Origin of the sequence: Cytobacillus oceanisediminis (assembly GCF_003182355.1) — a bacterium.
In the GTDB taxonomy this organism is placed as follows: domain Bacteria; phylum Bacillota; class Bacilli; order Bacillales; family Cytobacillaceae; genus Cytobacillus; species Cytobacillus oceanisediminis_A.
Genome location: NZ_QGTW01000015.1, coordinates 59,392 through 85,200, shown reverse-complemented (window position 1 = coordinate 85,200; position 25,809 = coordinate 59,392). Strand labels below are relative to the sequence as shown.

General features: G+C 43.4%; 24 protein-coding genes, 1 pseudogene and 1 riboswitch. Of the genes and pseudogenes, 18 read left to right on the top strand and 7 right to left on the bottom strand.

The genetic code is table 11. The features are described 5' to 3' along the window. Positions 1-21: 21 nt before the first annotated feature. Positions 22-750, top strand: a complete 729-nt coding sequence (locus DFO73_RS22970; RefSeq protein WP_110067030.1) for a glycerophosphodiester phosphodiesterase — start codon at positions 22-24, stop codon at positions 748-750. Positions 751-1,077: 327 nt separating this feature from the next. Here the strand turns inward: DFO73_RS22970 and DFO73_RS22965 are convergent, their stop codons facing one another. Both DFO73_RS22965 and DFO73_RS22960 read right to left on the bottom strand, forming a co-directional pair. Continuing rightward, entirely contained in the window at positions 1,078-1,518 is a 441-nt protein-coding gene (locus DFO73_RS22965) for a hypothetical protein (RefSeq protein ID WP_110067029.1), read from the bottom strand. Between the two features lie 9 nt (positions 1,519-1,527). Further along, positions 1,528-1,878, bottom strand: a complete 351-nt coding sequence (locus DFO73_RS22960) for an ASCH domain-containing protein (protein ID WP_110067028.1) — start codon at positions 1,876-1,878, stop codon at positions 1,528-1,530. 135 nt (positions 1,879-2,013) lie between these two features. On the opposite strand from DFO73_RS22960, the gene DFO73_RS22955 reads away from it, so the two are divergent. After that, complete coding sequence (locus tag DFO73_RS22955; RefSeq protein WP_110067027.1) at positions 2,014-2,298, top strand: DNA-binding protein; 285 nt, start codon at positions 2,014-2,016, stop codon at positions 2,296-2,298. 258 nt (positions 2,299-2,556) lie between these two features. Here DFO73_RS22955 and DFO73_RS22945 read toward each other — a convergent pair whose 3' ends face one another. Continuing rightward, positions 2,557-4,248 (bottom strand): glutamine--tRNA ligase/YqeY domain fusion protein, encoded by a 1,692-nt coding sequence (locus DFO73_RS22945; RefSeq protein ID WP_110067025.1) that lies wholly within the window; start codon positions 4,246-4,248, stop codon positions 2,557-2,559. Between the two features lie 371 nt (positions 4,249-4,619). Between DFO73_RS22945 and DFO73_RS22940 the strand changes: the two genes are divergently transcribed. From DFO73_RS22940 to DFO73_RS22880, 9 genes and pseudogenes are all read left to right on the top strand, one after another. Further along, positions 4,620-5,384, top strand: a complete 765-nt coding sequence (locus DFO73_RS22940) for an alpha/beta hydrolase (RefSeq protein WP_110067024.1) — start codon at positions 4,620-4,622, stop codon at positions 5,382-5,384. An 825-nt stretch (positions 5,385-6,209) separates the two neighbouring features. Further along, the gene (locus DFO73_RS22930) at positions 6,210-7,361 is read left to right on the top strand and encodes an MFS transporter (RefSeq protein WP_110067083.1); all 1,152 of its coding nucleotides are present in this window, start codon (positions 6,210-6,212) and stop codon (positions 7,359-7,361) included. Between the two features lie 397 nt (positions 7,362-7,758). Then, a complete protein-coding gene (locus DFO73_RS22925) occupies positions 7,759-10,506 on the top strand; it encodes a dynamin family protein (RefSeq protein WP_110067022.1) in 2,748 nt (915 codons plus the stop codon). A gap of 503 nt (positions 10,507-11,009) precedes the next feature. Continuing rightward, positions 11,010-12,377, top strand: coding sequence for an aspartate kinase (locus tag DFO73_RS22915; RefSeq protein ID WP_110067020.1), 1,368 nt, complete (start codon positions 11,010-11,012; stop codon positions 12,375-12,377). Between the two features lie 885 nt (positions 12,378-13,262). Then, positions 13,263-13,901: a glycosyltransferase gene (locus DFO73_RS22905; RefSeq protein ID WP_110067018.1), complete on the top strand. Its 639-nt coding sequence runs from the start codon at positions 13,263-13,265 to the stop codon at positions 13,899-13,901. Between the two features lie 135 nt (positions 13,902-14,036). Continuing rightward, complete coding sequence (locus tag DFO73_RS22900; protein ID WP_110067017.1) at positions 14,037-15,224, top strand: MFS transporter; 1,188 nt, start codon at positions 14,037-14,039, stop codon at positions 15,222-15,224. A gap of 124 nt (positions 15,225-15,348) precedes the next feature. After that, a pseudogene (locus tag DFO73_RS29480) lies at positions 15,349-15,756 on the top strand (alanine:cation symporter family protein). A gap of 152 nt (positions 15,757-15,908) precedes the next feature. Further along, a riboswitch (glycine riboswitch) is annotated at positions 15,909-16,010 on the top strand. Positions 16,011-16,162: 152 nt separating this feature from the next. Next, a complete protein-coding gene (gene purU, locus DFO73_RS22885; RefSeq protein ID WP_110067082.1) occupies positions 16,163-17,029 on the top strand; it encodes a formyltetrahydrofolate deformylase in 867 nt (288 codons plus the stop codon). Between the two features lie 86 nt (positions 17,030-17,115). Then, positions 17,116-17,241: an FbpB family small basic protein gene (locus tag DFO73_RS22880; protein WP_110067014.1), complete on the top strand. Its 126-nt coding sequence runs from the start codon at positions 17,116-17,118 to the stop codon at positions 17,239-17,241. Between the two features lie 320 nt (positions 17,242-17,561). Here the strand turns inward: DFO73_RS22880 and DFO73_RS22875 are convergent, their stop codons facing one another. Next, complete coding sequence (locus tag DFO73_RS22875) at positions 17,562-17,882, bottom strand: hypothetical protein (RefSeq protein ID WP_110067013.1); 321 nt, start codon at positions 17,880-17,882, stop codon at positions 17,562-17,564. Between the two features lie 312 nt (positions 17,883-18,194). Here DFO73_RS22875 and DFO73_RS22870 point away from each other — a divergent pair, with 312 nt between their 5' ends. From DFO73_RS22870 to DFO73_RS22845, 6 genes are all read left to right on the top strand, one after another. Beyond that, on the top strand, positions 18,195-19,949 hold the full coding sequence (locus DFO73_RS22870) for an alkaline phosphatase D family protein (RefSeq protein WP_110067012.1): 1,755 nt from the start codon (positions 18,195-18,197) through the stop codon (positions 19,947-19,949). A gap of 17 nt (positions 19,950-19,966) precedes the next feature. Beyond that, entirely contained in the window at positions 19,967-20,173 is a 207-nt protein-coding gene (locus tag DFO73_RS22865; RefSeq protein WP_110067011.1) for a twin-arginine translocase TatA/TatE family subunit, read from the top strand. Positions 20,174-20,408: 235 nt separating this feature from the next. Next, positions 20,409-21,404: a hypothetical protein gene (locus DFO73_RS22860; RefSeq protein ID WP_110067010.1), complete on the top strand. Its 996-nt coding sequence runs from the start codon at positions 20,409-20,411 to the stop codon at positions 21,402-21,404. 331 nt (positions 21,405-21,735) lie between these two features. Continuing rightward, a complete protein-coding gene (locus DFO73_RS22855) occupies positions 21,736-21,861 on the top strand; it encodes an FbpB family small basic protein (protein ID WP_110067009.1) in 126 nt (41 codons plus the stop codon). A 13-nt stretch (positions 21,862-21,874) separates the two neighbouring features. Then, positions 21,875-22,657: a TerC family protein gene (locus tag DFO73_RS22850; RefSeq protein WP_110067008.1), complete on the top strand. Its 783-nt coding sequence runs from the start codon at positions 21,875-21,877 to the stop codon at positions 22,655-22,657. 138 nt (positions 22,658-22,795) lie between these two features. Continuing rightward, complete coding sequence (locus tag DFO73_RS22845) at positions 22,796-22,954, top strand: YfhE family protein (protein ID WP_110067007.1); 159 nt, start codon at positions 22,796-22,798, stop codon at positions 22,952-22,954. 45 nt (positions 22,955-22,999) lie between these two features. On the opposite strand, the gene DFO73_RS22840 is transcribed toward DFO73_RS22845, so the two are convergent. Then, positions 23,000-23,554, bottom strand: a complete 555-nt coding sequence (locus tag DFO73_RS22840; protein WP_110067006.1) for a GNAT family N-acetyltransferase — start codon at positions 23,552-23,554, stop codon at positions 23,000-23,002. Positions 23,555-23,746: 192 nt separating this feature from the next. Here DFO73_RS22840 and DFO73_RS22835 point away from each other — a divergent pair, with 192 nt between their 5' ends. Further along, positions 23,747-24,709 carry an alpha/beta hydrolase gene (locus DFO73_RS22835; protein WP_181396109.1) on the top strand — a complete coding sequence of 321 codons (963 nt, stop codon included), beginning with the start codon at positions 23,747-23,749 and terminating at the stop codon, positions 24,707-24,709. Between the two features lie 25 nt (positions 24,710-24,734). Here the strand turns inward: DFO73_RS22835 and DFO73_RS22830 are convergent, their stop codons facing one another. Continuing rightward, entirely contained in the window at positions 24,735-25,235 is a 501-nt protein-coding gene (locus tag DFO73_RS22830) for a DUF2269 family protein (protein ID WP_110067004.1), read from the bottom strand. A 137-nt stretch (positions 25,236-25,372) separates the two neighbouring features. Then, complete coding sequence (locus tag DFO73_RS22825; RefSeq protein WP_110067003.1) at positions 25,373-25,774, bottom strand: VOC family protein; 402 nt, start codon at positions 25,772-25,774, stop codon at positions 25,373-25,375. Positions 25,775-25,809 lie beyond the last annotated feature (35 nt).

Sequence of the window (25,809 nt, the reverse complement as noted above, 5' to 3'; positions counted from 1 at the left end):
TATGGAAGAGGGGGAACTGAATTGAAAAAGGAAACAAAGATTTTTGCCCATCGGGGTGTGAGCGGACATTATCCTGAAAATACGATGGCGGCTTTCCAGGCTGCATTGGAAGCTGGAGCTGCTGGCATTGAACTGGATGTGCAGATGGCAAAGGACGGGAATCTGGTTGTCATTCATGACGAAACGGTGGATCGGACCACGAATGGCTCAGGCTATATAAAGGACATGAGCTATGCTGAAATTGTGCAGCTTGATGCAGGGGGCTGGTTTGCTGCTGCTAACGCCGGTGAAACCATCCCGGAACTTGATGCGGTTTTTCAATGGGCTGTCAGGGATGGGAATGATTTGCTGATCAATGTTGAATTAAAAAATGATCTGATTGAATATCCCGGACTGGAGGAAAAAGTTATTGAGTTCGTCCAGCGCTATGGAATGGAGGAAAGGGTGATTCTATCATCTTTTAATGCGGAGAGCATGAGAAGAGTGCGTAAGCTGCATCCAACCTTGCAAACTGGCTATCTGATTACCGGTGTGCCGGAAGATGCCCAGGAGGTTGCGAAAAGCATCGGAGTGAACAGCATTCATTGTGAAGAAGTCTTTGCTCTGTCTGATTTGGGAAGAGAAGCTAGGGAATCCGGCTTTCCATTGCGGGTTTATACCGTAAATGATGAAACGAGAAGTGATTTTTTGGCTAAAGCCGGAGTTGAAGTAATTATGACCGATTTTCCGGAGAAATTTTTGAAGAATTAACTATTTAGGGGATCTTATTGCTATTCTTTATATTTTTAAGGGCATCGAAAAGCCGATTTTGGGCTTGAATAAACATTTAACCGCGAAAAATCCATTTTATCCGCGAAACTATACTGACGTCCCCTCGGCTTTGTCGAATTTGCAGGTGTCCTGGCCGGTTGCAGGCGGGCGGATTTTGCAAGCAACCCAGCAGCAGGCAGGATTTCTTTTAAAAAACAAGCATGCGTCAGCAGATTCTAACAATATACTGCGCACTGCCCATCTGCTAAATTCCAAACTAAAACAAAAAAACAAGCGCAAACATTCTGCACTTGTTTCATAGATCTCCTACCAAAGCACAGGCTTGGCCACCATGAACCAAAGCATGAGCATTAATAGGAATAGGTAAATCCAGACAGAGCGGGTGAGTTTTTTCACTAGAAATTGCTGGTCCGCTCCGGGTTCATCAAATTTTTTCAGGACAGGCGTAAAGGCCCGTGCGAGAAAAAAGACAGATCCCCCCATTACCATCAGGGTTGCGACGATCCAGGATGTCGTCCATGCCCAGTGGCTGTTTACGATAAGAAGGACACCCGAGCCGACAAGCACATGTCCTGCATGCTTGACGAGGCGTACGGATGTCCTGAAGATGCCTATATATGCCTGCTGGACTCCGGGCTGTGCTGATTCCAGTTTATTGACGATCGGAATCAGGACGAAGAATGGCCCAACAGAGAGAATGGCACTGCTGACATGGATATATAGCAGCACTCGGTACAGAATTTCCATCCTGAAAGATTACTTCTTCACAGGGCTGAATTCATGAACCCATACACGCATCTGCGGCAGCCAAGGCATTCCCGGGTGCATAGAAAGGATGGATTGCTTATAGTCCTCCAAGCTTTCAAAGCCTTCCTGGCGTGCGTGCTCGTCCGTTAATTCTCCAAGTGACTGGGAATATACGTTTTCAACGACAAAATCCTGGCCATCAAGCGTCATGATTTCCCCGACATCAGCATATCTGCCGTTGCGGCGTGTAGCTGTTTTCTTTCCTGCTAATACTTTCTCAACATCCTCTTTAACAGTAACCATCCGGTCGACTGAACATGTTTTTGGCGGTAATGTATTTGGATCATGCTGGTTTGACATTATGTAATTCCTCCTTATGTAAATGCTTACTTTAAAACATTACCATATTTTTAAGCAGGAAGGTAGTTTAGCGGAAAAAGTCTGAAACTAAAAGGGGTATAAATCGTATAAAAAAAGAAGGGGGAATGGGGTAAAATGGATATAAACTTATTTTGGATCGGTGCGGGGCTTGCCGCTTTAGGCTATTTTATAGGAGATGGATTGAAAAATTTCAAAAACCCAAAAGCCAGTGTATCGGACTACCCTGTGCTGATTAAAGAAACGGAACTGTATTACCATTTAGGATTAAGCCGGGAAGAAACAGCTGAGCTGCTTGCAAAATATCCGGGTGCACCCAAAATTGAACTGGAAGGAACTGCATATTTTCAGTATCAGCATATAAAAGACTGGCTATCATCCAATCATTTTTATAAAAAGTAAATGGAAAAGGGAAGAGAATAAAAGTTTAGGCGCTTAAGAAGGTTCCTGGATTCGTTGGACCCTAACCCGGAAATTTGGAATTCGGTTCTTGAAAATGAAATAAGGCCGATTGGCCTGCGAAAGAAATAGTATCGGTTGATCCGGTCATTGATCAGGATACAGGCAGGGGCTGAAATACAATCATGAATCCGTTTCAGAGGATGAAGCTGATTTATAAGCAAAAAAGCTTGAGGAAACATCTCCTCAAGCTTTTTCTTATTACTTCAGTTTAAAAGAGCTCTTCAGCGACACAATTCGGTTGAATACTGGCTTTTCCGGTGTGGTGTGTTTTGGATCGACGTTGAAATAGCCGTGGCGGAAAAATTGGAATTTATCCTGCGCCTTGACCTCATTCATGTTTGGCTCTATGAAGCCTTGGACGATTTGAAGCGAGTTCGGATTCACGTAGTCGAGGAATGTCTTTCCTGCGGCTTCGTTTTCAGCTGCGTCATCTGTATCTGCTTCAGCGTTTTTATCAGCATCCTCGTCAAGGATCAATGGCTCGTATAAACGGAATTCAGCCGGAATGGCGCTCTTTGCATCCACCCAGTGAAGCGTTCCTTTGACTTTTCGGCCAGTGAAACCTGTTCCGCTCTTCGTTTCAGGATCATACGTACAATGGAGCTCAACGACATTGCCGTCCTCATCCTTAATGACATCATTGCATTTGATAAAGTAAGCATGCTTTAAGCGGACTTCGTTTCCAGGGAAGAGGCGGAAGTATTTCTTCGGCGGATCTTCCATGAAGTCATCCTGCTCAACATATATTTCTCTGGAAAACGGGATTTGGCGCGAACCCATTTCCGGATTCTCCGGATTGATTTCGGCATCAAGCATTTCCGTTTGATCCTCAGGATAGTTTGTAATAACAACCTTTAACGGACGAAGCACGCCCATTGTACGAGGTGCCTTCAGCTTAAGGTCTTCGCGGACGAAATGCTCAAGCATCGCTTCGTCGACAACGCCGGATCCTTTCGAAACGCCTGTCTCTTTTACAAACTCGCGGATCGCTTCCGGTGTGTATCCTTTGCGTCTTAAACCGGAAATCGTCGGCATGCGGGGATCATCCCAGCCATCAACATATTTCTCGTCCACAAGCTGCTTCAGCTTTCTTTTACTCATAACCGTATTCGTAATGTTCAGACGGCCGAATTCGATTTGCTGTGGAGTGTTTTCCATTTCGCACTCTGCAACAACCCAGTTATAAAGCGGACGCTGATCTTCAAACTCAGTCGTACATAAGGAATGGGTTACTCCTTCGATCGCATCCTCAATCGGATGGGCAAAAGCATACATCGGGTATATGCACCATGTATCGCCTGTGTTATGGTGAGTCGCATGTGATACTCGGTAAATTACAGGATCACGCATGTTCAGGTTCGGTGAGGACATATCAATCTTCGCTCTAAGTACCTTCTCGCCGTTCTCGAATTCGCCTTTGCGCATACGATCAAATAAGTCAAGATTCTCCTCAACCGAACGGCTGCGGTAGGGGCTTTCCTTACCAGGCTCTGTCAGCGTTCCGCGGTATTGGCGGATTTCCTCCTGGTTCAAGTCGTCCACATATGCTTTGCTCTTTTTGATTAAAAGAAGAGCTCGGTTGTACATTTCTTCGAAGTAGTTGGAAGCATAGCGAAGCTCCTCCCATTCATAGCCAAGCCATTTAACATCCTCTTTAATTGCGTCAACGTATTCCTGATCTTCCTTTAACGGGTTCGTATCATCAAAGCGCAGATTCGTTTTGCCGTTAAAATCATCCGCCAGGCCGAAGTTGATGACAATCGATTTGGCATGTCCGATATGAAGGTAGCCGTTCGGCTCTGGAGGGAAACGGGTAATGATTTCTTTATGCTTTCCTGACTCCAGATCCTCTTTAATAATCGTTCGAATAAAATTTGAATTTTGTTCCAAACCGGTATCAGCCTTTCTGTTTATGTAGTTAGTACTTATTTTAATAATATTGGGGAGGAAAATAAAGTGAAACTTCCCTCAGTGCGGTTTTCGGCTGGAAGTTTTGGTTTAAACGGAGACGCTGCAGACCTTTAATCTGTATCCTCTTTTAGAGTCAGTTATTCCCAAATAAAGGAGTTTTGAGCCCAAACTGTCCAATGCCTTATTCATTCTATCTATTATAAACAAGACGATGCAGGAAAAAAAGTTTTTCTGCCAGCGGGTCTTGAAGTTTTACGAAAATGTTAAATTCTTTCAAAAAAGGAGGGTATGCCGCCGTTTAAAAGAATACTTATTAATAGGAAATAACTTTATTGGATGGAGGTAGGATCATGGCAGAAAAGTACTCTGTTTTAGAAGGGGCAGAGCCTTTTTATTTTGAAGGGAACGAAATTGGGATTTTAGTGTCCCATGGCTTTACCGGTTCAACCCAGAGCATGCGGCCACTTGGCGAGGCTTATGCAAAGGAAGGGTATACGGTTTGCGGTCCAAGGCTGAAGGGGCATGGCACCCATCATGAAGAAATGGAAACGACCACTTACCAGGACTGGATTCATTCTGTTGAAGAAGGCTACCAGTGGCTGAAGGAACGCTGCAGCACAATTTTTGTAACAGGCTTGTCCATGGGCGGAACGCTGACATTATACATGGCTGAGAAGTATCCTGAGATTAAGGGGATCATCCCGATCAATGCCGCAATCGAGATTCCGGATATGGCTGCAGCTGCGAATTTAGAGGACGTCAGATTCCTTGATGCCATTGGCTCTGATATTAAAAACCCTGATGTAAAAGAACTTGCTTATGAAAAAACGCCGGTGAAATCGCTTGGGGAAATCACCGTACTAATGAGTAGGGTAAAAGCTGATCTAGGCAAAATAACTTGTCCGGCGCTCATTTTTGTTTCAAAAGAGGACCATGTTGTACCTCCATCCAATTCACAGGACATTTATAACAGCATAAAGTCTGGTGCCAAAGAGCTGGTAACGATGGAAAACAGCTATCATGTGGCGACGCTTGATAATGATCAGGAGCTTATTATACAAAGAACGCTGCAATTTTTGCAGAGAGCACTGGAAACAAGCAGTTTTCAGGGATAATGGTTAAGGGGGCGAACTCAGCTCCCTTTTTTCTTTTGGCGGAAGCGGCGTTAAACCGTAAGGAGAATAGTGGCAGTTTTGATGGGACTGCTTGCATTTTCGCTTGCGCGACAATAAACAGGTATAAGGTTTTTTCCGGCATTTTGGGTCATTCCTTGTCTAGTTTTTGGATAGTAGATTACATACTGTTCCGGCTGCGAGAAAGATTGCTGCGATTAGAAAGCCGTTTGCCAAGCCTGGGGAAGCAAATGAAGTAAAAATGAACAAAAATAGCTAAAACCAACCGCAAATTAGCAGAATGCTGGAGAGAAAATCTTTCATGGCGGGGGTACTTCCTTTGTCTATAGATTTTGGTTAAGAGTGAAAAATGGGGTTTAATAGAAACATGTGAAACCCTGATTATATAGGTGAAAACTTAAAGTTATGAGACATTCTTGTATTACGGGCGAAAGCATGAATTTATTAGCGATATTCTGGTTTTTTGGGGGAAATTATGAGCTAAAAAGACTTTTTTGTCTGAAACCTCTAAAAGCAGATTCTGCTGCCTTATGTGGAGTACCTGGTGCTTAACTTCCTAATAACTGGCATTATACCGATTTTATCAACGAAAACTGCCAATATATCAACGAATTTTTCAATATATCAACGAAATTTCCACAGCGACAAATTCCCGTTCCTTTTTTATTCCAGGTGTGTTAGCATTTAGAGATGCGAAATATTAATCTGCTCAAAATCTTCTTCAGAAAGATTTTTTATGTATAAGGAAAGAAGGGATATCCGTTGAATAAGGCAGTGAAGGAGACTTTATGGACGAAGTCTTTTATTATGCTGATGATCGGGAATTTGTTTGTGTTCATGTCGTTTCAGATGCTTATTCCAACTTTGCCTCCATATATTAAGTCGATCGGGGCTTCAGGCCTTGAGATTGGGCTGGTGACGGCACTGTTCTCGATCGGTGCAGTTTTGAGCCGGCCGTTTATCGGATTCATGCTGGAATATAAAGCGAGGAAGCCGCTTGTGCTTATCGGTGCAGTTGCGCTTCTGGCAATCACGATTGTTTACCCGCTATCAAGTGTTGTTGTCATTTTCCTGATGTTCCGGTTCATTCACGGGCTGGCATGGGGCTGGTCGACAACGGTTAATGGAACAGCAGCAGTAGATGTAGTGCCAAATTCCCGCCTTGGCGAGGGGATGGGCTATTATGGCCTATCTGTTACAATCGGTATGATTATTGCGCCAAGCCTTGGGATTTACTTGTACCAGGTTACTTCGTTTACTAATCTTATTTATATCTCAAGTGTTCTCGGCGCAATCGCGATTGTGCTCCTGGCAATCGTCCATTACCAGACGCCTGAAGCTGTTCAGAAGACGCGAAAAGAGGATCTCAAATTTTCTTACTTAGGATCACTAGTGGAAAAATCAAGCTGGTTTCCTGCTTTCATTACAATCATTGTAACGTTCGGATATGGATCGATTGTGACATTCATTGTGATTTTTGGAGAAGAACGGGGCATTGATCAGATTTTTCTATTTTACTTATTCAACGCGATAATGGCTTCACTGTCGAGGCCAGTTGCCGGTAAGTGGTTTGATCAGCGGGGAGCTAAAGGGCTCGTGCTTCTTTGTACGTTCCTGACTTTCATCGGCATGTGGGTGCTTTCGTTTGCCCATTCGAATTTGTTTATCATCATTAGCGGAATCCTGTTTGGGGTCGGCTTTGGTTCTCTTATACCAACTCTTCAGTCATGGACACTATCCATGACGCCGCCTAACCGCCGGGGAGTAGCGAATGGGATGTTCTTTTCATCGATTGACCTTGGGATCGGATTGAGCGGGCTTGTGTTTGGCGTGCTGGCACAGTTTGTGGAAACAGCAGCTCTTTTTCAAATCTCAAGTGTTTTCCTGATTATTGGCATGATTGTTACCATTCTCCATGGCAGAAGACGGGCGGCCATCCGGGCACAGCAAGTGTCATAAGAAAGAATGAAAACTGGCAGGCAGGAATATATATTTCTGTCAGCCAGTTTTTATTTTTTATTGGGTGGTATTTAAATAAGAAGATATCTTTTGGACTATTAAAAATGTTACACAGAAATACAGGAATGTATCAAAAATGATAGGGAAATGAAATTTTTTGCAGAAAAATTTTTGTTACAATATAAGGATAAAGAGTGAAAATTGGCGCATTCTGCGTTTTTTTAATAAAAATGAATGAGTTGGGGTCTGGTTATTGTCCAGCTCCGCGTCTACCTCCCGAGGTCAAAAGCCAATCCCTATCAGAAGGGAAGAACACCTTCTTACAGGGATCGTCTTATGCTTGTCGGGGGTGAACAAGACGCTTACGCATTTCAAATAAGCACTGCGGGGGATCAAGATGACATTAGAGAAGCAGCTAATCAATAAATCCTATTATCAGACCTTCATGGAAGGCAATGAAAATGTGCATCCAATCAGGGTTTTGGGTGAGATGTATGTGGCTGAGCAGCAGAACGAAGTACCCGATTTAACGTATATCCGCTTTGCACAGGGAGAGGTTTATTTCCTTAACAAAGACTATGAAGCGGCCATTTTTAAATGGGAAAATATCCCGAATGAATTAGGGCCTTGGGCACAGAAGAATATGGCGGATGCCTACTTTGAGCTAGATCTGCTTTCAACTGCAGAGGACTTTTATAAAGCAATTGAAACCGATTCTGATGTGTTGAAAACGGAAGTGCTTCTGCAGCTGTTTACACTTTATATACAGCGCGGCAAGCTCGAAATGGCGGTTGATTCCATTAAAAATGCGGTTCATCTAAATCCGGATTATCCGGATGTCACCGATATGGCGCGAGGCTTCTTTGAAGAGCACAGCGATTGGGGCAATGCGGTTGAGCTGGCTGTTAATGAAGCAATCCGCACAGAATCACTGTCATGGTTTGGGGTTCTGCATTCCTATGTGGAGCAGGGGCGCACCGCTAAAATAGAGCCGAACTATTTCAGCGAAGCATTGGTGACTTTGTTTAAAGCTGACGAGGCACGCTTTGAAAGCCTGTCAGCGGCACTGTGGAATAGCTACAAGCAAAATGACCTGTATTTTTCATGGCTTAAGGAGTTCAACCACTTGCTGCTGAATATTGAGCCAGGGCGGTCCCATACGTGGCAGCAGCTTTCAGAGCTCTATAAGGATACTTACTTTGAACTAATTAACGGCAAGCATCTAATCAGGGATTTGTCCCATTTAATACCGAATCATTTATCCAACTGGATAAAAATTGCGGCGCCTTCCCACACGCTGGTTTCTGCAGCAGCTGTGCTGGCTTGGAGCGAGATTTTCCCTTCTAATATTGACGCTTCTGCTGTCAGCGAGGCGGAAAGCCTTGTAAGCAAGTCTGTACGTTATCAGGATGGCATGGAGGAAGGGTTTAAGCTTTTCGAAACTGTCATGAAGTGGGCAAAGGAAAAAGGTGTCTTAATGGGCGAGCGGTTCGAATGGATGGTCCGTGAGCTTCTGGATTTAGATTCTAACCACCTGCTGATTGCAGGTTCGGCTTCAAATGGAAAGTCTTCTTTTGTAAACACTTTGCTTGGTGAAGAGCTAATGGGGGATGCGACTTCAGCTTCTGTGCTTTTCAAGGATGCCGATGAAGCGGAAATCCATGCGATCACAGATGAAGATGTAAGGAGCATTTCCGACCTTGAGGATTTCAGGCAAAGCGCGGAAAAAAGTCAGCATACACTCATTCGCTGCAAAATGCCGGTCTCCTTTTTACAGGAAAATAGGCTTGCCCTCATTGACACTCCTGGACTGGCCGGGCAGAGCAAGTTCCGGAATGGTGCGTTTCAATATCTGCATTTGGCAGACAGCATGCTGTTTGTCCTGAATGCCGATTCCCCGTTGACAGATAAGGAGCTTGATATGGTTGTCAGAATGAGAGAACAGGCTCCGGAACTGCCGATCCATTTTCTTCTGAGCAAAATGGATCGGGTTCCAAACAGCCAGGATGCAATGGAACTGGTCGAGGAAACCGCCTCAAGGATCAATACGTACTTTCCAAATGCTAAGGTGTTCGCATTCTCCACCCATTATGAAAGCGAAAGCCAGCTAAAAGAGTTATCTGCCTTTATTCGGTCAATGATGGACGGACGAAAACTGAAAGAGGAGCGTACAGCTAAAGTTCTGTATTATATTAAGAAATCCATTAAATTCCTGCTTGAAAAACGCGTGGAGATGGAAAATAGCTTGATTGATACGATTAAATGGAATGAAGAAATGGTTACCAAGCTTACCGGAGCGATCAATCAGCTGAGTGATATGGAAGAAGAAAAAGTTCGCACCATTAAAAAGTCTTACAGCAAAATTAAAGATGAAATGAGACAAGATCTGAAGAAAAAGATTCCTGAGCTGCTGCGGAATAGCTCTGAATTGGTTACCGAAGACAGCGATTTTGGAAAAATCCATAATGAGCTGAATGACGAAATGAATAAGAGAATCCATGAATATATTGAAGAGACGGTACTGCCGGACTTCCATGTTTCCATTCAGGATTGGATTGCGGAAAGCGAAGGCGAGTTCAAGGATAGTCAGGCATATCTGAATGAGATGAGCGAAAGCTTTAATGAACTGTACGGTGAGGAAAAAATGGCGCTGGATTGCGATTTTAAGGTGCTTGATGACTGGCGCCGGGACGCAGACCGCATGACAAGGGGAAGCGTCCAGCTGGAAAAGGTCAATATTCTGAATCGCTTCTCGCCATCACAATTCCTGCTGAAAAGCGCAGGCAAGCTGTTTGGGGCAATTCCGCAGAATAAAGGAATGCTTTATAGTAAATACAGGCAGTATATCGAGAATGAGGATTACAGCGAAATTGCTGAATTGATTACAGATAAATTTATGCAGCAATTCGAATTATTCGAGAAGTCGCTTGAACGGGATATTAAGATGTTTTTCCGAAATCCATTCGATGTGCTGAATAAGACGGTTGAAGAAACACATGAAGAGATTGAAGAAAATAAACAATCCTTAAGCGACATGCGCAAGAACCCTGAAATTTACCGCGATCCGCTTACTCTGTTTGAACTTAAACTCCGCCAGTTTGAATGGATGACAACGGCAGGGGAAAGGGTTAAGGAATATCGTTAATAGCTGGAAAGGAAGATGTGATGAGAGCATCTTCCTCTTTTTTTGAGAAGGATCTGTTAAAGCTCATTGTTGATTTTGGCACTCTGTTGATTGGAACCGAAGAGGCGAGTCCCCGGAAATGCCTTCGCATTTCCTTCTTGATTCAAGGAAGCTGATTCAACGTCCAGCGGGATAAGCAAGTCAATGGGAGACCCCACAGGTGCTTGGCGCCGAGGAGCGTCGGACCTTCCGCAGTTCGCTGAGCGTCTGGAATGGAAATCAACAGGCAAAGTTTAAAAGGGGCAAAGAAAAAAATATTAAAATTGAAAGCGTTTTCCTTCGCTATTTCGAAAAAGTATTATTTGGCTGTTTAAAGCTTTTTATTATAGATTTTTCATATATTAATATAAAGTAGTGTATTTTTATAGAAAACAAATGTCCTCTATAGGTAGAAAAACCTCTTGATTATTTTCAGGATAGGAGTAAAATAAAGATTAAATTTTCAGAGATTAGGAGATGTCAGGATGAAAGTCGTGAAGTTTGGAGGATCCTCTTTAGCATCCGGAAAGCAAATCGAGAAGGTTTTTAACATAGTGACAGCTGATCCAGAGCGGAAGGTGGTCGTGGTATCGGCTCCAGGGAAGCGATTTTCAGAGGATCATAAGGTTACAGATCTATTAATCGCCTGCGCGGAAAAAAAACTGCAGGGGGAAGAAGCAGGAGAATTAACGGCCGCCGTACTGGAACGGTACGGCCAAATTGCTGATGAATTGGGACTGGCTCCTGACATTAAAGATATTATTAAAAAAGATCTGTTTGAAAGGCTGGATGGGGAAAGAAGCAATCCTGAAGTGTTCATGGATCTTGTCAAAGCAAGCGGCGAGGATAACAATGCAAAACTGGTAGCAGCTTATTTTCAGCAGCAGGGAGTGGAAGCCCGATATGTGAACCCGAGAGAGGCCGGCCTGCTCGTCAGTCCGGAGCCAGGGAATGCGCAGGTGCTTTCTGAAGCATATGAAAACCTTTATAGGTTAAGGGAACAGGACGGAATCTTAATTTTTCCAGGATTCTTTGGATACAGCCGGGATGGGGAAGTGTTCACATTTTCGAGAAGCGGATCGGATGTAACCGGTTCTATCCTGGCGAATGCAACAAAGGCAGATTTGTATGAAAACTTTACGGATGTGGATGCTGTTTATGCGGTTAATCCATTTATTGTCGAGCGGCCGAAGGAGATTAAGGAACTAACATACCGGGAAATGCGCGAGCTATCCTATGCAGGCTTTACCGTATTGCATGATGAAGCGCTTGTACCTGCGTTCCGTGCAGGGATTCCAGTGCAGATTAAGAATACGAACAATCCAGCTGCACCGGGGACAAGGATTGTGAATGAGCGGGACAATACAAACGGGCCTGTCATCGGGATTGCGAGTGACCAAGGTTTTTGCAGCATTTATGTCGGAAAATACTTAATGAATCGTGAAGTTGGATTTGGGCGCAAGCTGCTGACGATCTTTGAAGAATATGGTCTCAGCTATGAACATACACCATCTGGAATCGATGACATCTCGATCATCCTGCGGGAAGACCAATTCAAGGGCGGCATGGAAAAAGAAATCCTCAGCCGTATTGAAACAGAACTGCATGCCGATGAGGTGAAGGTCCAGCACAGCCTTTCGCTAATTATGGTGGTAGGAGAAGGCATGCGCCAAAACATTGGAACCATGGCCAGAGCTTCCAAGGCGCTCGCTAAAGCGAAAGTGAATATGGAAATGATCAACCAGGGCTCGTCGGAAGTGAGCATGATGTTCGGCGTTAATGCAGTGGACGAAAAACGCGCGGTGCAGGCATTATATGATGAATTCTTTGCTGCGGTGGTGGCGGCGGTGTGAGCAGACGGGAGTGCTGCCCATAGTTAGGATAGCAGTAATGGGATCTTATTAAAGAATAACGGTATCTCAAGTAATAGGTAAAAAAACAACTTAATTTGAATGATGGAGTACCCGATTCATACTGGGGTGCTCTTTTTTACGGAGGAGATTAAATTTAATCAAGTTCCTCGTGGTCAATCGCTCTGCTGCCTAATTTAATTAGAATAATTACAAGCTGCAAATAAAAAGGGAAAGTTGCTAATAAATTTAAAAAGGTTGCTAATAAAATAAGAAAGCTGCTAATAAAATCCTCCAACTTGTAAATATACAGGATTTTTCCTTGTGGAAAGGGGGATTTCCAGCTAAAGTTACTTGCTAATCTGATGAAATTTCATCCTTAATTCTAAAGTTTCCGGCTTTTTGCAAGAAAACACCTGAAATTGCAATGAATTTCTTAAACTGGTCCTTATATGTGCTGGCTACTGTTTCTGATAATGATTCAGGCGCTATTATTATTGTTCAATTTCAACAGCCATTTAAAGGCAGCCGTTGGGTGGAGGGCACTATCTGCATCTTTCCAAAAAAGCTTTTTCCGCCAAGCGGCGTAAAGGACGAGTGGATTTCAGAAATCTCCTATAAAACCGCTTGATAAGCTCAAAGTCACACCTAATGATTTCCTGTTTAGGCATCAGGTCAACACTCACAATGAAAGAGTTTCTGTCATGAAGTTAATGGTAAAAACGGTGGTGCTGAATAAATCGATTTCAATCAAACATTTGATTGAAAAGAGAAGCTTAAGGGGAATTCCTTAAGTTTTATTTAATTTACAGCATTTTAAAGAATGAAAAAACTCAGGTCTATCCAAAATAAGAAAAAAATTTTTCAATTTTGGAAGGAGCAGGTTTAATGAAAAGAATTGTGCTGTTGGGGTTGCTGTTGTTATTTCCGCTAAACATGCTGGCTGGGCCAAGCAGTACTGCAGCGGAGAAACCATGCATCACTCAATCAGAGGTAAAGTTTGAAAATGAATTCAGGAGACTTTGGATTGATCATGTATTGTGGACAAGCAATTATATTACAAGTGCAACAACTGCAGGTGCGGAGGATCAAAAGCAGGTGCTGGCGAGGCTGCTGAAAAATCAGGAGGATACCGGGAATGCTGTCAAGCCTTATTATGGAGAGGCAGCTGGGAACAAACTGACAGAGCTGCTTAAGGAGCATATCGTTATTGCAGGGAATATTGTAGATGCGGCTAAGAGCGGAAATGGAAACAAAGTGAATCAACTGGACAAAGAATGGCATCGGAATGCTGATGATATTGCGGCGTTCCTAAGCAGCGCCAACCCTTATTTGAAAAATGAAGACGTGAAAAAACTATTATATATGCATTTGGAATTGGTAACAAATGATTTATCTGCAAGCTTGGTAAAGGATTGGGAGGCAAGAATTGTTTCTATTGATGAAGGAATTACACATATTATCATCATGGCAGATGCCATCTCTGGGGCAGTTGTGAAGCAATTTCCGGACAGATTTAATAGCTGATTTAAGGAGCTCCAGCACAAAGCTGGAGTTTCTCTTATTTTTCCTTTGACAAAGCTGGTTGTCCCATTATAAGCTAATGAGCGTGTCAAAAAAAGAATTGTAAAATTTTCACATATAGAGGGAGGGGTATCCGCTGTGTCAGGGGAACAGAGAAAAAAGATGATTATCTTAATGATCAATATGTTTATTGCAATCGGAAGCTTTGGGATTATTATTCCGATATTGCCTGCTTATTTGGAGTCCATTAATCAGGGGGGAACCGCAGCAGGCCTAATGATTGCCATTTTTGCGGGTGCCCAGCTTATTTTTTCTCCAATTGCGGGAAAATGGGCAGACCAGTACGGCCGGAGAAAGATGATCATATACGGATTAGCCGGCCTGACATTATCCATGCTCGTCTTTTATGCGGTGGATTCAATTTGGTGGCTTTACTTTTCGCGGGTAATCGGAGGGATTGGAGCAGCGCTGCTGATTCCAGCCATTTTTGCGTACATCGCTGATATTACAACTTTGGAACAACGAGCCAAAGGGAATGGACTTGTATCTGCTGCGATGTCACTGGGTATAGTTGTCGGACCTGGGATTGGCGGGTTTTTGGCAGACTTTGGGCTGAAAATGCCATTTTTGATTTCAGCACTCGTATCCCTTGTGGCCGTTATTTTTTCAATCGTGTTACTGGAAGAGAGCAGTACATTGCAGCAGCCGACTGCTGAAAATATGCCTGAAGAATCAATGGTTAGGAAGCTGGCTATGTCCATTAAGAAGCCTTATTTTATCCCGCTTATTATCACATTAGTGATGAGTTTCGGGCTGATGGCTTATGAGTCGGTTCTTGGGCTTTATCTTGATAACCAGTTTGATGCAACTCCACAGGAAATCGCCATTATGGTTACATCAACAGGGATCATTAGCGTTATTGTCCAGCTTTTTGTAGTGGATCGGGTTGTCAGCAAATTTGGGGAAGGAATGGTGCTGAATATCTTTTTGGCTGTTGCCGCATTGGGCTTCCTTGTGTCGCTATTTGCTGGCAGCTATGCGTTTTTCTTCGTCATTTCGCTTATCATTTTCCTGGCGACATCCATCCTGCGTCCGGTTTTAACAACACTTATTTCAAAAATGGCCGGCAATGAGCAGGGCTTTGCGATGGGCATGAATAATGCCTATATGAGCATCGGAAATGTGCTTGGGCCGACCATTGCAGGTGTGCTTTACGATGTGCGGATTATGTATCCTTTTGTACTTGGCTTGGCTTTATTGCTGGTTACATTATTTATAACAGTTGCTTGGCAGAAGCGGGCGCCGAAGCCTAAAGCAGCTGTATGATTGAATAAGCTTGGAGACTTTGTCTTCAAGTTTTTTTATATGATAATGGTGCGGTTATACAGCTTTTTGTGGTGTTTCCGAGTATTTCAGTTCAATCGAACTCACTTGCAGGCGCAATTAGCGGATCTTTTCAAATCCCGCCTTTGTGACTGGAGTCGTGGTAAGTGCCCTTATTGTACTCGTAATGTTTGGAGGGCTGACTTCTATCGGCAAGTTTGCAGAAAAAGTCGTGACTTCAATGGTTGTCCTGTATTTGGCAGCCTCGTTAATCGTTATTAATTTTCATATTGTTGCCGTCCCAAAAGCATTGTATATGATTTTTAAATATGCATTTACCCCAATTTCAGCAGCAATTCGCTGGGGAATAGCGAGAAGGGTTATACTCCAATAAAGGGGCATGGGGAGCGCAGCCATTTTTCACCCCGGAGCAAAAATTAAGCATCCGGCATTACAGGGGTTCTGGGGCGTGTTTGAAGTATTCGTCGATAGGATCGTGGTATGTAGGATTACAGCAGTTGTGATTTCGGTCTAAGTAGATGATCCCAGTCCAGTCCGGATGAGAAGATATTGGAAATAAAAATAGACTAGCACATTAAATTGTGGCAATTTTGTGAAAAAAGTTCAGATCGGTTGACATTTTTGAAAAAGTGTAGTATTCTGAAAATAACAAAAATTATTGAGCGAATGACGGCTGCGGGAGAGAGCATCGATGAGGCCACCGAAGGAGCAAGCTTCAAAAAGACCCTTGAAGCAAATCTCTCAGGTAGACAGAACCGCAGCGGGACGCATCTCTGGAGAGCGCGCATGAATAATGCGACACCAAAGGGGTTAAACTCTCAGGTAAAAGGACAGAGAAGGGGGAGGAAAATGCTGCCCCTTTCTGTCCTTTTTATATGGCTGGCAGCCTGTTTCCAGAAATGCGGATGGAGGAACTCAATATGAATACAAATATTAATGCAAACCGGGCGACATTGCTGATATCCTGTCCTGAAAGGCCGGGCATCATTTCATCGGTATCCAATTTCTTATTGGACCATAAAGCGAATATTGTCCATTTTGACCAGCATACAACCGATCCGCTGGCAGGCATCTTTTTCATGCGGATTGAATTTGATATGAATGATTTTGATGAGTCATTCCCAAAATTGAAAGAGGATTTGCCTGAGATGGCCAAGGAATACTCAATGGAGTGGAAGTTGAGCGGCAAGGGAGAACGCAAGCGGATGGCGATCTTTGTTTCAAAAATGGACCATTGTCTGCTCGAACTGATCTGGCGCTGGAAGTCAAAGGAGCTTGAGGTGGATATTCCTTTGGTGATCAGCAATCACCCTGATTTGAAGGAAGTTGTGGAGGGCTACGGGATTCCTTATTATCATATTCCGATTACGCCTGATACAAAAGCCGAAGCCGAGCAAAAGGCGGTGGAGCTGCTGGATGGGAAAGTGGATTTCATTGTTCTGGCGAGATACATGCAAATTCTTTCGCCAAGCTTTATTTCCAAGTATCCGAACAAGATTATCAATATCCATCACAGTTTCCTGCCGGCCTTCGTGGGAGCCAATCCTTATGCAAGGGCGTTTAACCGCGGAGTCAAGCTGATTGGGGCTACGGCCCATTATGTAACGAATGACTTGGATGAAGGGCCGATCATCGAACAGGATGTGCAGCGCGTCAACCATCGCCACACCGCACAGGATCTCAAAATCGCCGGCCGCCACGTAGAAAGGCGAGTCCTCGCCCAGGCAGTGGAATGGCACGTCGAAGACAGAGTCATCGTGCATGGGAATAAGACGATCGTGTTTTAGGTACCTGGTACCACCCGAATTTTGCCGAAAAAATAAGTTAGGGCATCCTAGAGTTTTATAAACATCATGAGAGAAGGTGAGTAAACATGAAAAAGAAAAAGTTATCAATGCTTGAAATGATAAAAGAAAATAAAGAAGAGCTTTTGAAAGATCGCCGTCAGCTTGAGAAAATTGAAAAGAAGATTGACGACAAATATGCAAAAGCGCAATAAGGAAGAGCGCCCGGCCTGGGTTTTAGGCCGGGCGTTCTTTTACGTTCAATAAGCCAATGGATGTGGTAATGGAGGGGACCGTTACCAATCCTGAAGAGGAAAAAAGACTCACTTTCCTGTTTAAGGAGCAGCTAAAAAGCGCCCAGAGATTTCCATGGGCGCTTGAAAAGGTTATTTTTGTTTAAAATATTCCACAAAGGCGTGGTAAATTTCCGTTCCCTGATAAAAAAACAGGCTGGAAGCTGTTAATGAAAACAGGCCGATCATTAAGAATCGCATCCACATCATTTCGTTTTCCTCCTTTAATTGTTTTTTGACAATTAAGGAGTGTAGATCACGTAGTTCGCCTCGTAGAAAATGGGTGTATAGAAAATCTTTTTCCTGCGGGCGATGATATGCATGGCGCTGTATAAGAACAGGATGATCGCCAGGCTAGTGAGTGCTAGCGACTTTGAGACCTGTGTGAAAACATGTTTTTTAGGGTCATCTTTTAAAAGAAAGCTCTCCGCCAGTTCAGATACAGTTATGGCTTTGCTTTCGTCCATAGGGATTCCATTAATATGGACGCCGGGATATTGGGTGATGAGGAAGGATAAGAAAATGGACAGCAGCATAAACGGCATTAATCTAGACTTTTTCAACTCCTCACCCCTTTTTAAAAGATTGTATTTATCATAACCACTGTTGATAGATTAGTAAACAAAAAGATTCTGACAATATTCGTTAATATTCTATGAAAAAATTGTTAAGAATGAAGGGGCCAATGGTCCGGGTGTATTGGGATGATTTGGAAGTAAGTGAAAAGTAACGGAGAGTGAGGAAATCAGTTTCTGACAAAAGACCTATTAAAATAGTCAGGTATACAGCTGGTCCCCTTTACATACCTTCATATTGCTTTAAAAATAGCCTCTTATAATCAACATGAATCCAGATTGGTTAAAGAGGTGAAGAAAATGAGAAATGAAAGATCGATTGATGAGTTAATCAGGAAATTTAATGAGGAAAGCTTGAAGAAGGATATTGACCGCCGCAGCTTTCTTTCGGGAGCAGGCAAAATTGCAGGATTTTCGCTTGCCCTGACGATGGCACAGTCGCTGGGAGTAGGGAATCTGAATGTTGACGCGGCCCCTAAATTCAGCAAGTATCCTTTCACACTAGGCGTTGCTTCAGGAGATCCTCTTTCAGACAGTGTGGTTTTATGGACAAGGCTTGCGCCGGACCTGCTTAATGGAGGAGGAATGCCTAATCACGCTGTTCCAGTTAGTTGGGAGCTTGCTGAAGATGAGCATTTCCGTAATATTGTTAAGCGAGGAACAGAAATTGCCGTACCAGACTTAGCCCACTCCGTGCATGTAGAAGCAGATGGCTTAAAGCCAAATACTATTTATTATTATCGTTTTAAAACAGGAAATGAGATAAGCCCAATCGGCAAAACGAAAACTCTTCCTTCTGCTGGTGCTGATGTGGCAAGCATGTCGTTTGCTTTTGCCTCCTGCCAGCAATATGAACATGGATTTTTTACAGCATACCAGCATATGGCTAAGGAAAATTTGGATTTGGTTATCCACCTGGGCGATTACATATATGAATACGGACCAAACGAATATATCTCACCAACAGGGAACGTCCGCCATCACAGCGGCCCGGAAATTGTCACCCTGGAAGATTACCGGAATCGCCATGCACAGTACAGGTCGGACACCCACCTTAAAGAAGCCCATGCTGCTTTCCCATGGGTTGTTACGTGGGATGACCATGAAGTTGAAAACAACTATGCAGCAGGGATTCCGGAGAAAGGCCAATCTGCAGAAGAGTTTATCAAACGCCGTGCTGCTGCGTACCAGGCATACTATGAGCATATGCCGCTCCGTTTATCTTCCATGCCTCATGGTGAGGGCATGCAGCTGTACAGGGAATTTAGCTTTGGCAAGCTTGCCTCATTCCTTGTGCTTGATTCCCGTCAGTATCGCGATGATCAGGCGAACGGCGATGGCAGCAAACCGCATACTCCTGAGTCGCTGGATCCGAACCGTACTCTTCTTGGAAAAGAACAGGAACAGTGGGTTGAAAGCAAACTTGCCAGCTCCAGCACCCATTGGAACGTACTGGCTCAGCAGGTGTTTTTTGCGCAGCGGAATTTTGGGACAAGTACATCTCCTAGATTCAGCATGGATGCCTGGGACGGCTACCCGGCTGCCCGCCAGCGCCTGACGGATTTTGCTGCCGCAAATAATATGGAAAATCTGATTGTACTGACTGGTGACGTTCATGCGAGCTGGGCTTCCAATCTTCTTACTGATTATAATGACCAGAATTCCAAACTGATCGGAGCCGAGTTTGTCGGAACTTCGATTACCTCAGGCGGAAACGGCTCCGATGTTAGAGCTGATACGGAACGTACGCTTGCAGAAAATCCGCATATTAAATTTTTTAACAACTACAGAGGCTATGTCCGCTGCCAGGTAACGCCGGATCAGTGGCGTGCCGATTACCGGGTGCTTCCCTATGTAACAGAGCCAGGAGCAGATATCTCAACAAGAGCTTCCTTTGTTTTTGAAAAAGATCAGGAAGGCTTGAAGCAAGTATCAACTTCAGCTGTCCCTCAGGGTGTGAAAATGACTGCCGAGGTGGAGGAAGACCGCCACCGCGCCCACGCCCGTGCACATGAGAAGCAGCTTGAGAAAAAGCGCAAAAAGGTCTTGAACTAAAAAAGCGGGGTGAGCAGATGATATCCAATATCGGAATACCAGGTTTAATTCTTGTTCTTGTAATTGCATTGATTATTTTTGGGCCATCCAAGCTGCCTGAAATCGGCCGGGCATTTGGCCGGACGTTAACAGAGTTCAAAAGCGCAGCAAAAGATTTAGTGGGAGACGAAGAGAAGAGCGAAGAGAAAAAGCCGGTTTTGGCGGCTGTGAAAAAAGAAAAATAGTAAGGCTGAAGCAGGCGAGAGATATTCGCCTGTTTTTTTGTATAGTAAGGGGTAAGATAAACATAACGTCAACGATTTCAGTAGAAGATGGCTCGTATATCTTATAATAGAAGGAATGTGAAAAGTTTCACATAGTGTTCACTTTTAAAAGCTCTCCAACTTCAAAAAGTATTATATATTAATACTGTACTTATATTGTTTATTAAATTAATGCCATTAAGGAGGCAATGACATCATGAAAAAACGATTCCAGCTTCTTTTAATAACAGGGCTTGTAATGACACCTTTTTTTACGAGCGCTCATGTAAAATGGTTCACAAATGTGGTTCCTCATAAGGAAACCATTGAAAATATATTATCGCCATTGTTTATGGGATTGGCGTTAACTGCTGCGATTGTGCTGGCGCTGCTTACTATAGTGATTCCGAAAACAACAAATTGGGCAAAGATCAAAAAGCTTGATGACTGGCTCTCAGGTTTCCGCAAATACAGCAGATATATCCTGAAGTACGGAACCGCAGTTGCTTTAATGATCCAGGTGGCTAATGGAACGCTGTTTGCGCCGGAATTTCAGCTAAGCAACACACTGCCTATAATTCTAACCTGGGCTGCGATTGGATTCTTGCTGATTCCGTATCATATCTCTACGAAGATCTCGGCAGTTATATTATTGGGATTATTCGTTTACGTAACCCTCTATAATGGCATTTTCCACATGCTTGATTATGGCTATTATGTTGCGATTATCGGGGTACTATTGGTCGGCAGCACAAAGCTCGAGAAGGCAGGTTTTCCATTTCTTTATTTAGGAACAGGATTGTCCCTTTGCTGGGTGGCTGTGGAAAAATGGGTTTATCCAAGCATGTCGCTTGATATCGTTGCCAATCACGGAGTACCAACATTTGGTTTTGCACCGGCTGCGTTTGTGGTAATGGCAGCGTTTATTGAGTTTGTTGTTGGTTATTTATTGGTTATGGGAATTCTGAACAGGGTAATTGGCTTTGTTGTGACGATTATTTTTATCACAACGACAATGCTATTTGGAATGACAGAGGTCATCGGCCATTTCATGATTCATATTGTCCTGATTATCTTTATTATTGAAGGAGTGTCATTCTACAACCCGCCGATTAAGCTGCACAAAACAAAAACTGATCAATTTGTGTTTGTATTCCTTAACTTTATTTTTGTACTTGCAACGTTCATTTTAATTTATTACCGATTTGCATAAGGATTGACAGCTTAAGTGAGATGTATTATGATTGTTTTAAATAGTTGAATAGTTTCTCCTAAAGGGGAGTAGCTTTTACAGCAGAGTCGTCATTTCGGAGTTAAGAGCTCCCGGCTTTGTTGGCAACCTTACCGTTGTTAGCAAGACCTTTGCCTGTTTCGGGTAAAGGTCTTTTTGTTTTTAAAAAAACCTTTACCGCTTGCTGGTAAAGGTTTTTTTTATTGCCTTATATAAAACTTGGCAAATGAAAAAACCTTCAAATGACATAACTTGCAAGGAAACAGTGCGAAGCTATCCATACTTAAAGATTGAAGGAAAGGAGACCTGAAAGATGAAGAAGCCAAAGATTTCGTTTACAGAACTGATTAAAAAAAACAAAGAAGAGCTCCTTAAGGATCGGGAAGAACTTGCGAAGATTGAAAAACGTGTTGATGAAAAATATACAAAGGTAAAATAAGGGAGGGTTTTAGGTGGAATTATCGCTTTTATTGGAGTATGGCTGGGTATTGTTGCTGCTGATCGCTTTGGAAGGTCTTTTGGCTGCCGATAATGCGCTCGTTTTAGCGATTATGGTGAAGCATCTTCCGGAAGAGCAGAGGAAGAAAGCATTATTTTACGGATTGGCTGGAGCGTTTATTTTCCGTTTTGGATCCCTCTTTGCCATATCGTTCCTTGTAGATGTATGGCAGGTGCAGGCAATCGGTGCGCTTTACCTTCTGTTCATCGCCATTAACCATATCTTTAGAAAAACACTCGTCAAGAAGGGCGAGGAAGAAGCAGGAATTAAAAAGGATAAAAAGAAAACCGGATTTTGGATGACTGTTTTTAAGGTGGAACTTGCGGATATTGCATTTGCAGTTGACTCCATTCTTGCAGCCGTTGCGCTGGCTGTGGCTCTCCCGGATACAGGTCTAGGGCACATAGGCGGACTAGATAGCGGAAAGTTCTTGGTGATCTTTGCCGGCGGAATGATCGGATTAATCATTATGCGTTTTGCGGCTAACTTCTTTGTGGATCTGCTGCATAAGAGACCTGGCCTCGAGATTGCTGCTTTTGGGATTGTCGGATGGGTTGGCGTCAAATTGGCTGTCTACACTATGTCCCATCCTGCATTGGCAATCCTTCCCGAAGGCTTCGCCAAATCGCCTGAATGGAAAATCACTTTTTACGTGGTCCTAATCCTAATTGCGCTAGGCGGCTGGTTTTTATCCAAGGAAAAAAAGGAAATGCCGATGGAGGAAAAAGCAAGCTAATAAAAGGCAAGGCCGAGACCTCTCTGCCTTGTTTTATTGGGAAAGAAAAATGGCATTCTGGTACGGCAAATAGCATATGTTTTTTCCCTTCTGAACAGGGTAAACAAAAAATAGACACCATCAGAAAGGAGAATTTATATGAAGGACAAAAATGTACCGTATAAAGGCTTCAATACTGAACAAAGCAATGGTTTAAGCGAGACACAGGAAGTGAACTATAGCAGTGAGTTTAAAGAGGCATATAAAGCAGAACACAAACAGGATTCCAAGGAATCTGACGATAAAAATGATAAATAGATTTTAAGGAGCTCTGCCATTCAGCTGGCAGAGCTCTTTTTTCAATCAAACGTTTGATTGAATCTTGCCGGGCCCGTTCTGCTCATGCCATTCAGAACGGAGGATGCTCATTTCAATCAGGTTCCAATATTCATCCTTCACCTTATTTGTTTGCCTGAGAAGTCCTTCTTTTTGGAAGCCTGCTTTCTCGTAGACTTTTATTGCCCCTCTATTAAAGTCAAACACACCGAGGCTGACTCTATTTAATTTAAACTCCTCGAAAGCTATGGCGAGGATCTGCTGGATCATTTCGGATGCATAGCCTTTTCCGCGGGAGGCAGGGCTGACAAAGACCTTCCCGATCCGGGCAGTTTCGTTTACGGGATCCATTCTGCCCAGTGAGATATGGCCAACTGCTTTATCTGTTTTTGCTTCTATTACTTTAAATATGTGCTCCGTACTGTTTTCTTGGTTGGCAGACCTGATATACTTTGCCAGCTGCTCGTGATCAAGCGGGTACTTAAAATGGGCACCGCTCCATTGAACCATGAGTTCAGGCGTTGTTATCCAGCTTATAAGCAGGTTAAAGTCTTCTTCTGTAAAAACTGTTAATTTTATCATGGGGGCGTTCTTTCCTTTATAAAATTATTTTGTACATCTTTTTCTATTAATATAAATATATAATAAATGAGATAAATTACTACTCTTTCACTTTAAAAGAGTATAAAAAGCATTTTAATCAAACGTTTGATTGAATGGCTGCAGCACCTTGGCGGACAAGGGTGATTGCGAATGTGAAAAGGGGATTTATTGATGAAAAAGAGGATGATGTGGATAGGCGGCAGTGTGCTGATTTTATTATCCGCTGCATTGCTTGGTTCTGGGAATTATTTTTACAATGTGGCGATCAATCGAAGCCATGACCCGGTGGATTTATATAGCGGGGAAGCGCAGACTGTCAGCGCTGCGTTAGAGGAAGAGACACAGGCGAAACTGGAGGAGGTTATGAAGTGGACGGAGGAACAAACCTTTGACCAGCTTGAGATCACCTCCGAAGATGGCTTGAAGCTGAAGGCTCGCTTTTTGAAAAATCCGGATTCGAACGGGAAAGCAGTGATTCTGGCTCATGGCTATAAGGGGAATAGCGGGCAGATGCCGGGCATCACCAAGTATTACTACGGGCTGGGGTATGATGTGCTGAAGCCTGATGCCAGAGGGCACGGGGAAAGCGAAGGCGATTATATTGGATATGGCTGGCATGAACGCAAGGATTATCTTGGGTGGATTGATTTATTGAAGGAGGAAATTGGTGCAGACAGCATTTTTCTGCATGGATTCTCAATGGGAGCTGCAACCGTATTGATGGCAAGCGGCGAAGATCTTCCGCCTGAAGTGAAGGGGATTATTGCGGATAGCGGCTATACGACGGTCCATGAAGAACTGGCCCATCAACTAAAACATATTTACCATTTGCCATCTTTCCCTTTGATGCAGGTGACAAGCGTTTTTGCAAAACTAAGGGCTGGATACTCGTTCAATGAAGCGTCGGCTATCGAACAGGTGAAGAATAACGAGCTTCCGCTATTTATCATCCATGGTGATCAGGATGATCTGGTGCCGAAGGATATGGCTTATGAGCTTTATGAGGAAGCTGGCGGCGAGAAAGAGCTGTGGATGGTGCCGGGGGCAGGGCATACAGACGGATATACGGTCGCAAAGCAGGAATATCAGGAGAGACTGAAGGAATTTCTTGATAGCGCCCTTGCCCAAAAATAAAAATGGCAGTGACTCACTGCCATTTTTATTTTTGCTTTTTCTTTTTCCAGGGCCTTAGAACGGATATACCAAAGATGAAGACGGTAACAGCGACTTGAAAGTAGACGGCATACTGGCGAATTGTATGATTATCAATAAAAACAGGATTCGATAGTGCCTTGCTGCCTTCCATTTCAAGCAGAGCCATATTTTCCATCATCAATTCATCGACAATTTTAATGCCGACAAAGGTTTGAATGATAAATAAAACCCATTTGACAGTTACCCACCTGTGCTTGAAAAATCCCCAGTTTGTAAAAAGTCCATAAATGAAGCCAACTAATAATGTTCCAACTGCCCCAATCCGAACGATGTAATCGCTAATTGCTACCACATTTTTATACAGTTGCAGGGTTTGATCATAAGTGGCCGTTTCCATGGTGAAATTTAAAACGAGCGAGCTCATAATCCCCCCGAAAAATAAGGAAACGAGAATAATATGAAGAATTTTCAGCCACCTGGCGGCTTTAGTGCCTAGTTTTATCAACCTTTTTCCCTCCTTTTTGAATTACTTCATAAGTGTAGCAAGGGAAAAAGGATGTCCATATCAGCCTCCGCCGTAATTTGGGGTAGGACGCTGGTCTTATTTTGGTAAATAAAAAATCTGCACGTTAATGAGCGAGCTTATTGCCCCTTATGCAGCACATTGCAGGCACTTAGCAGGTTGCCATCGGGGTCTTTGAAGCCAAAGCCGCCTAGGCCGTGTTCCTGATTGATGTTGAGAGGCCCAACTTCTACATTCTTCTCCTGAAGCGATTGGTGGAACTCTTTTAAAGAAGATGTATAAAAATCTATGACACTGTGCTCGACGCGGTCATTGGAATTGACAAAGGAGAGAGATTTCCGTTCTTCGGTTTCAACCAGGAAAATCGTAGGCACACCCTTTGATTGAAAGCTTAGCATGGCATTTTTCTCCCCTTTGAATTCCACTTTTACTCCAAGAACATCTACATAAAATTCAACCGATCGATCCAGATTGGAAACTGGAATTTCGACTGTTGCGATATGAGAAATATATTTGGACATGTTCGCCCTCCTTTGGTATTTAGCTATATTAACTA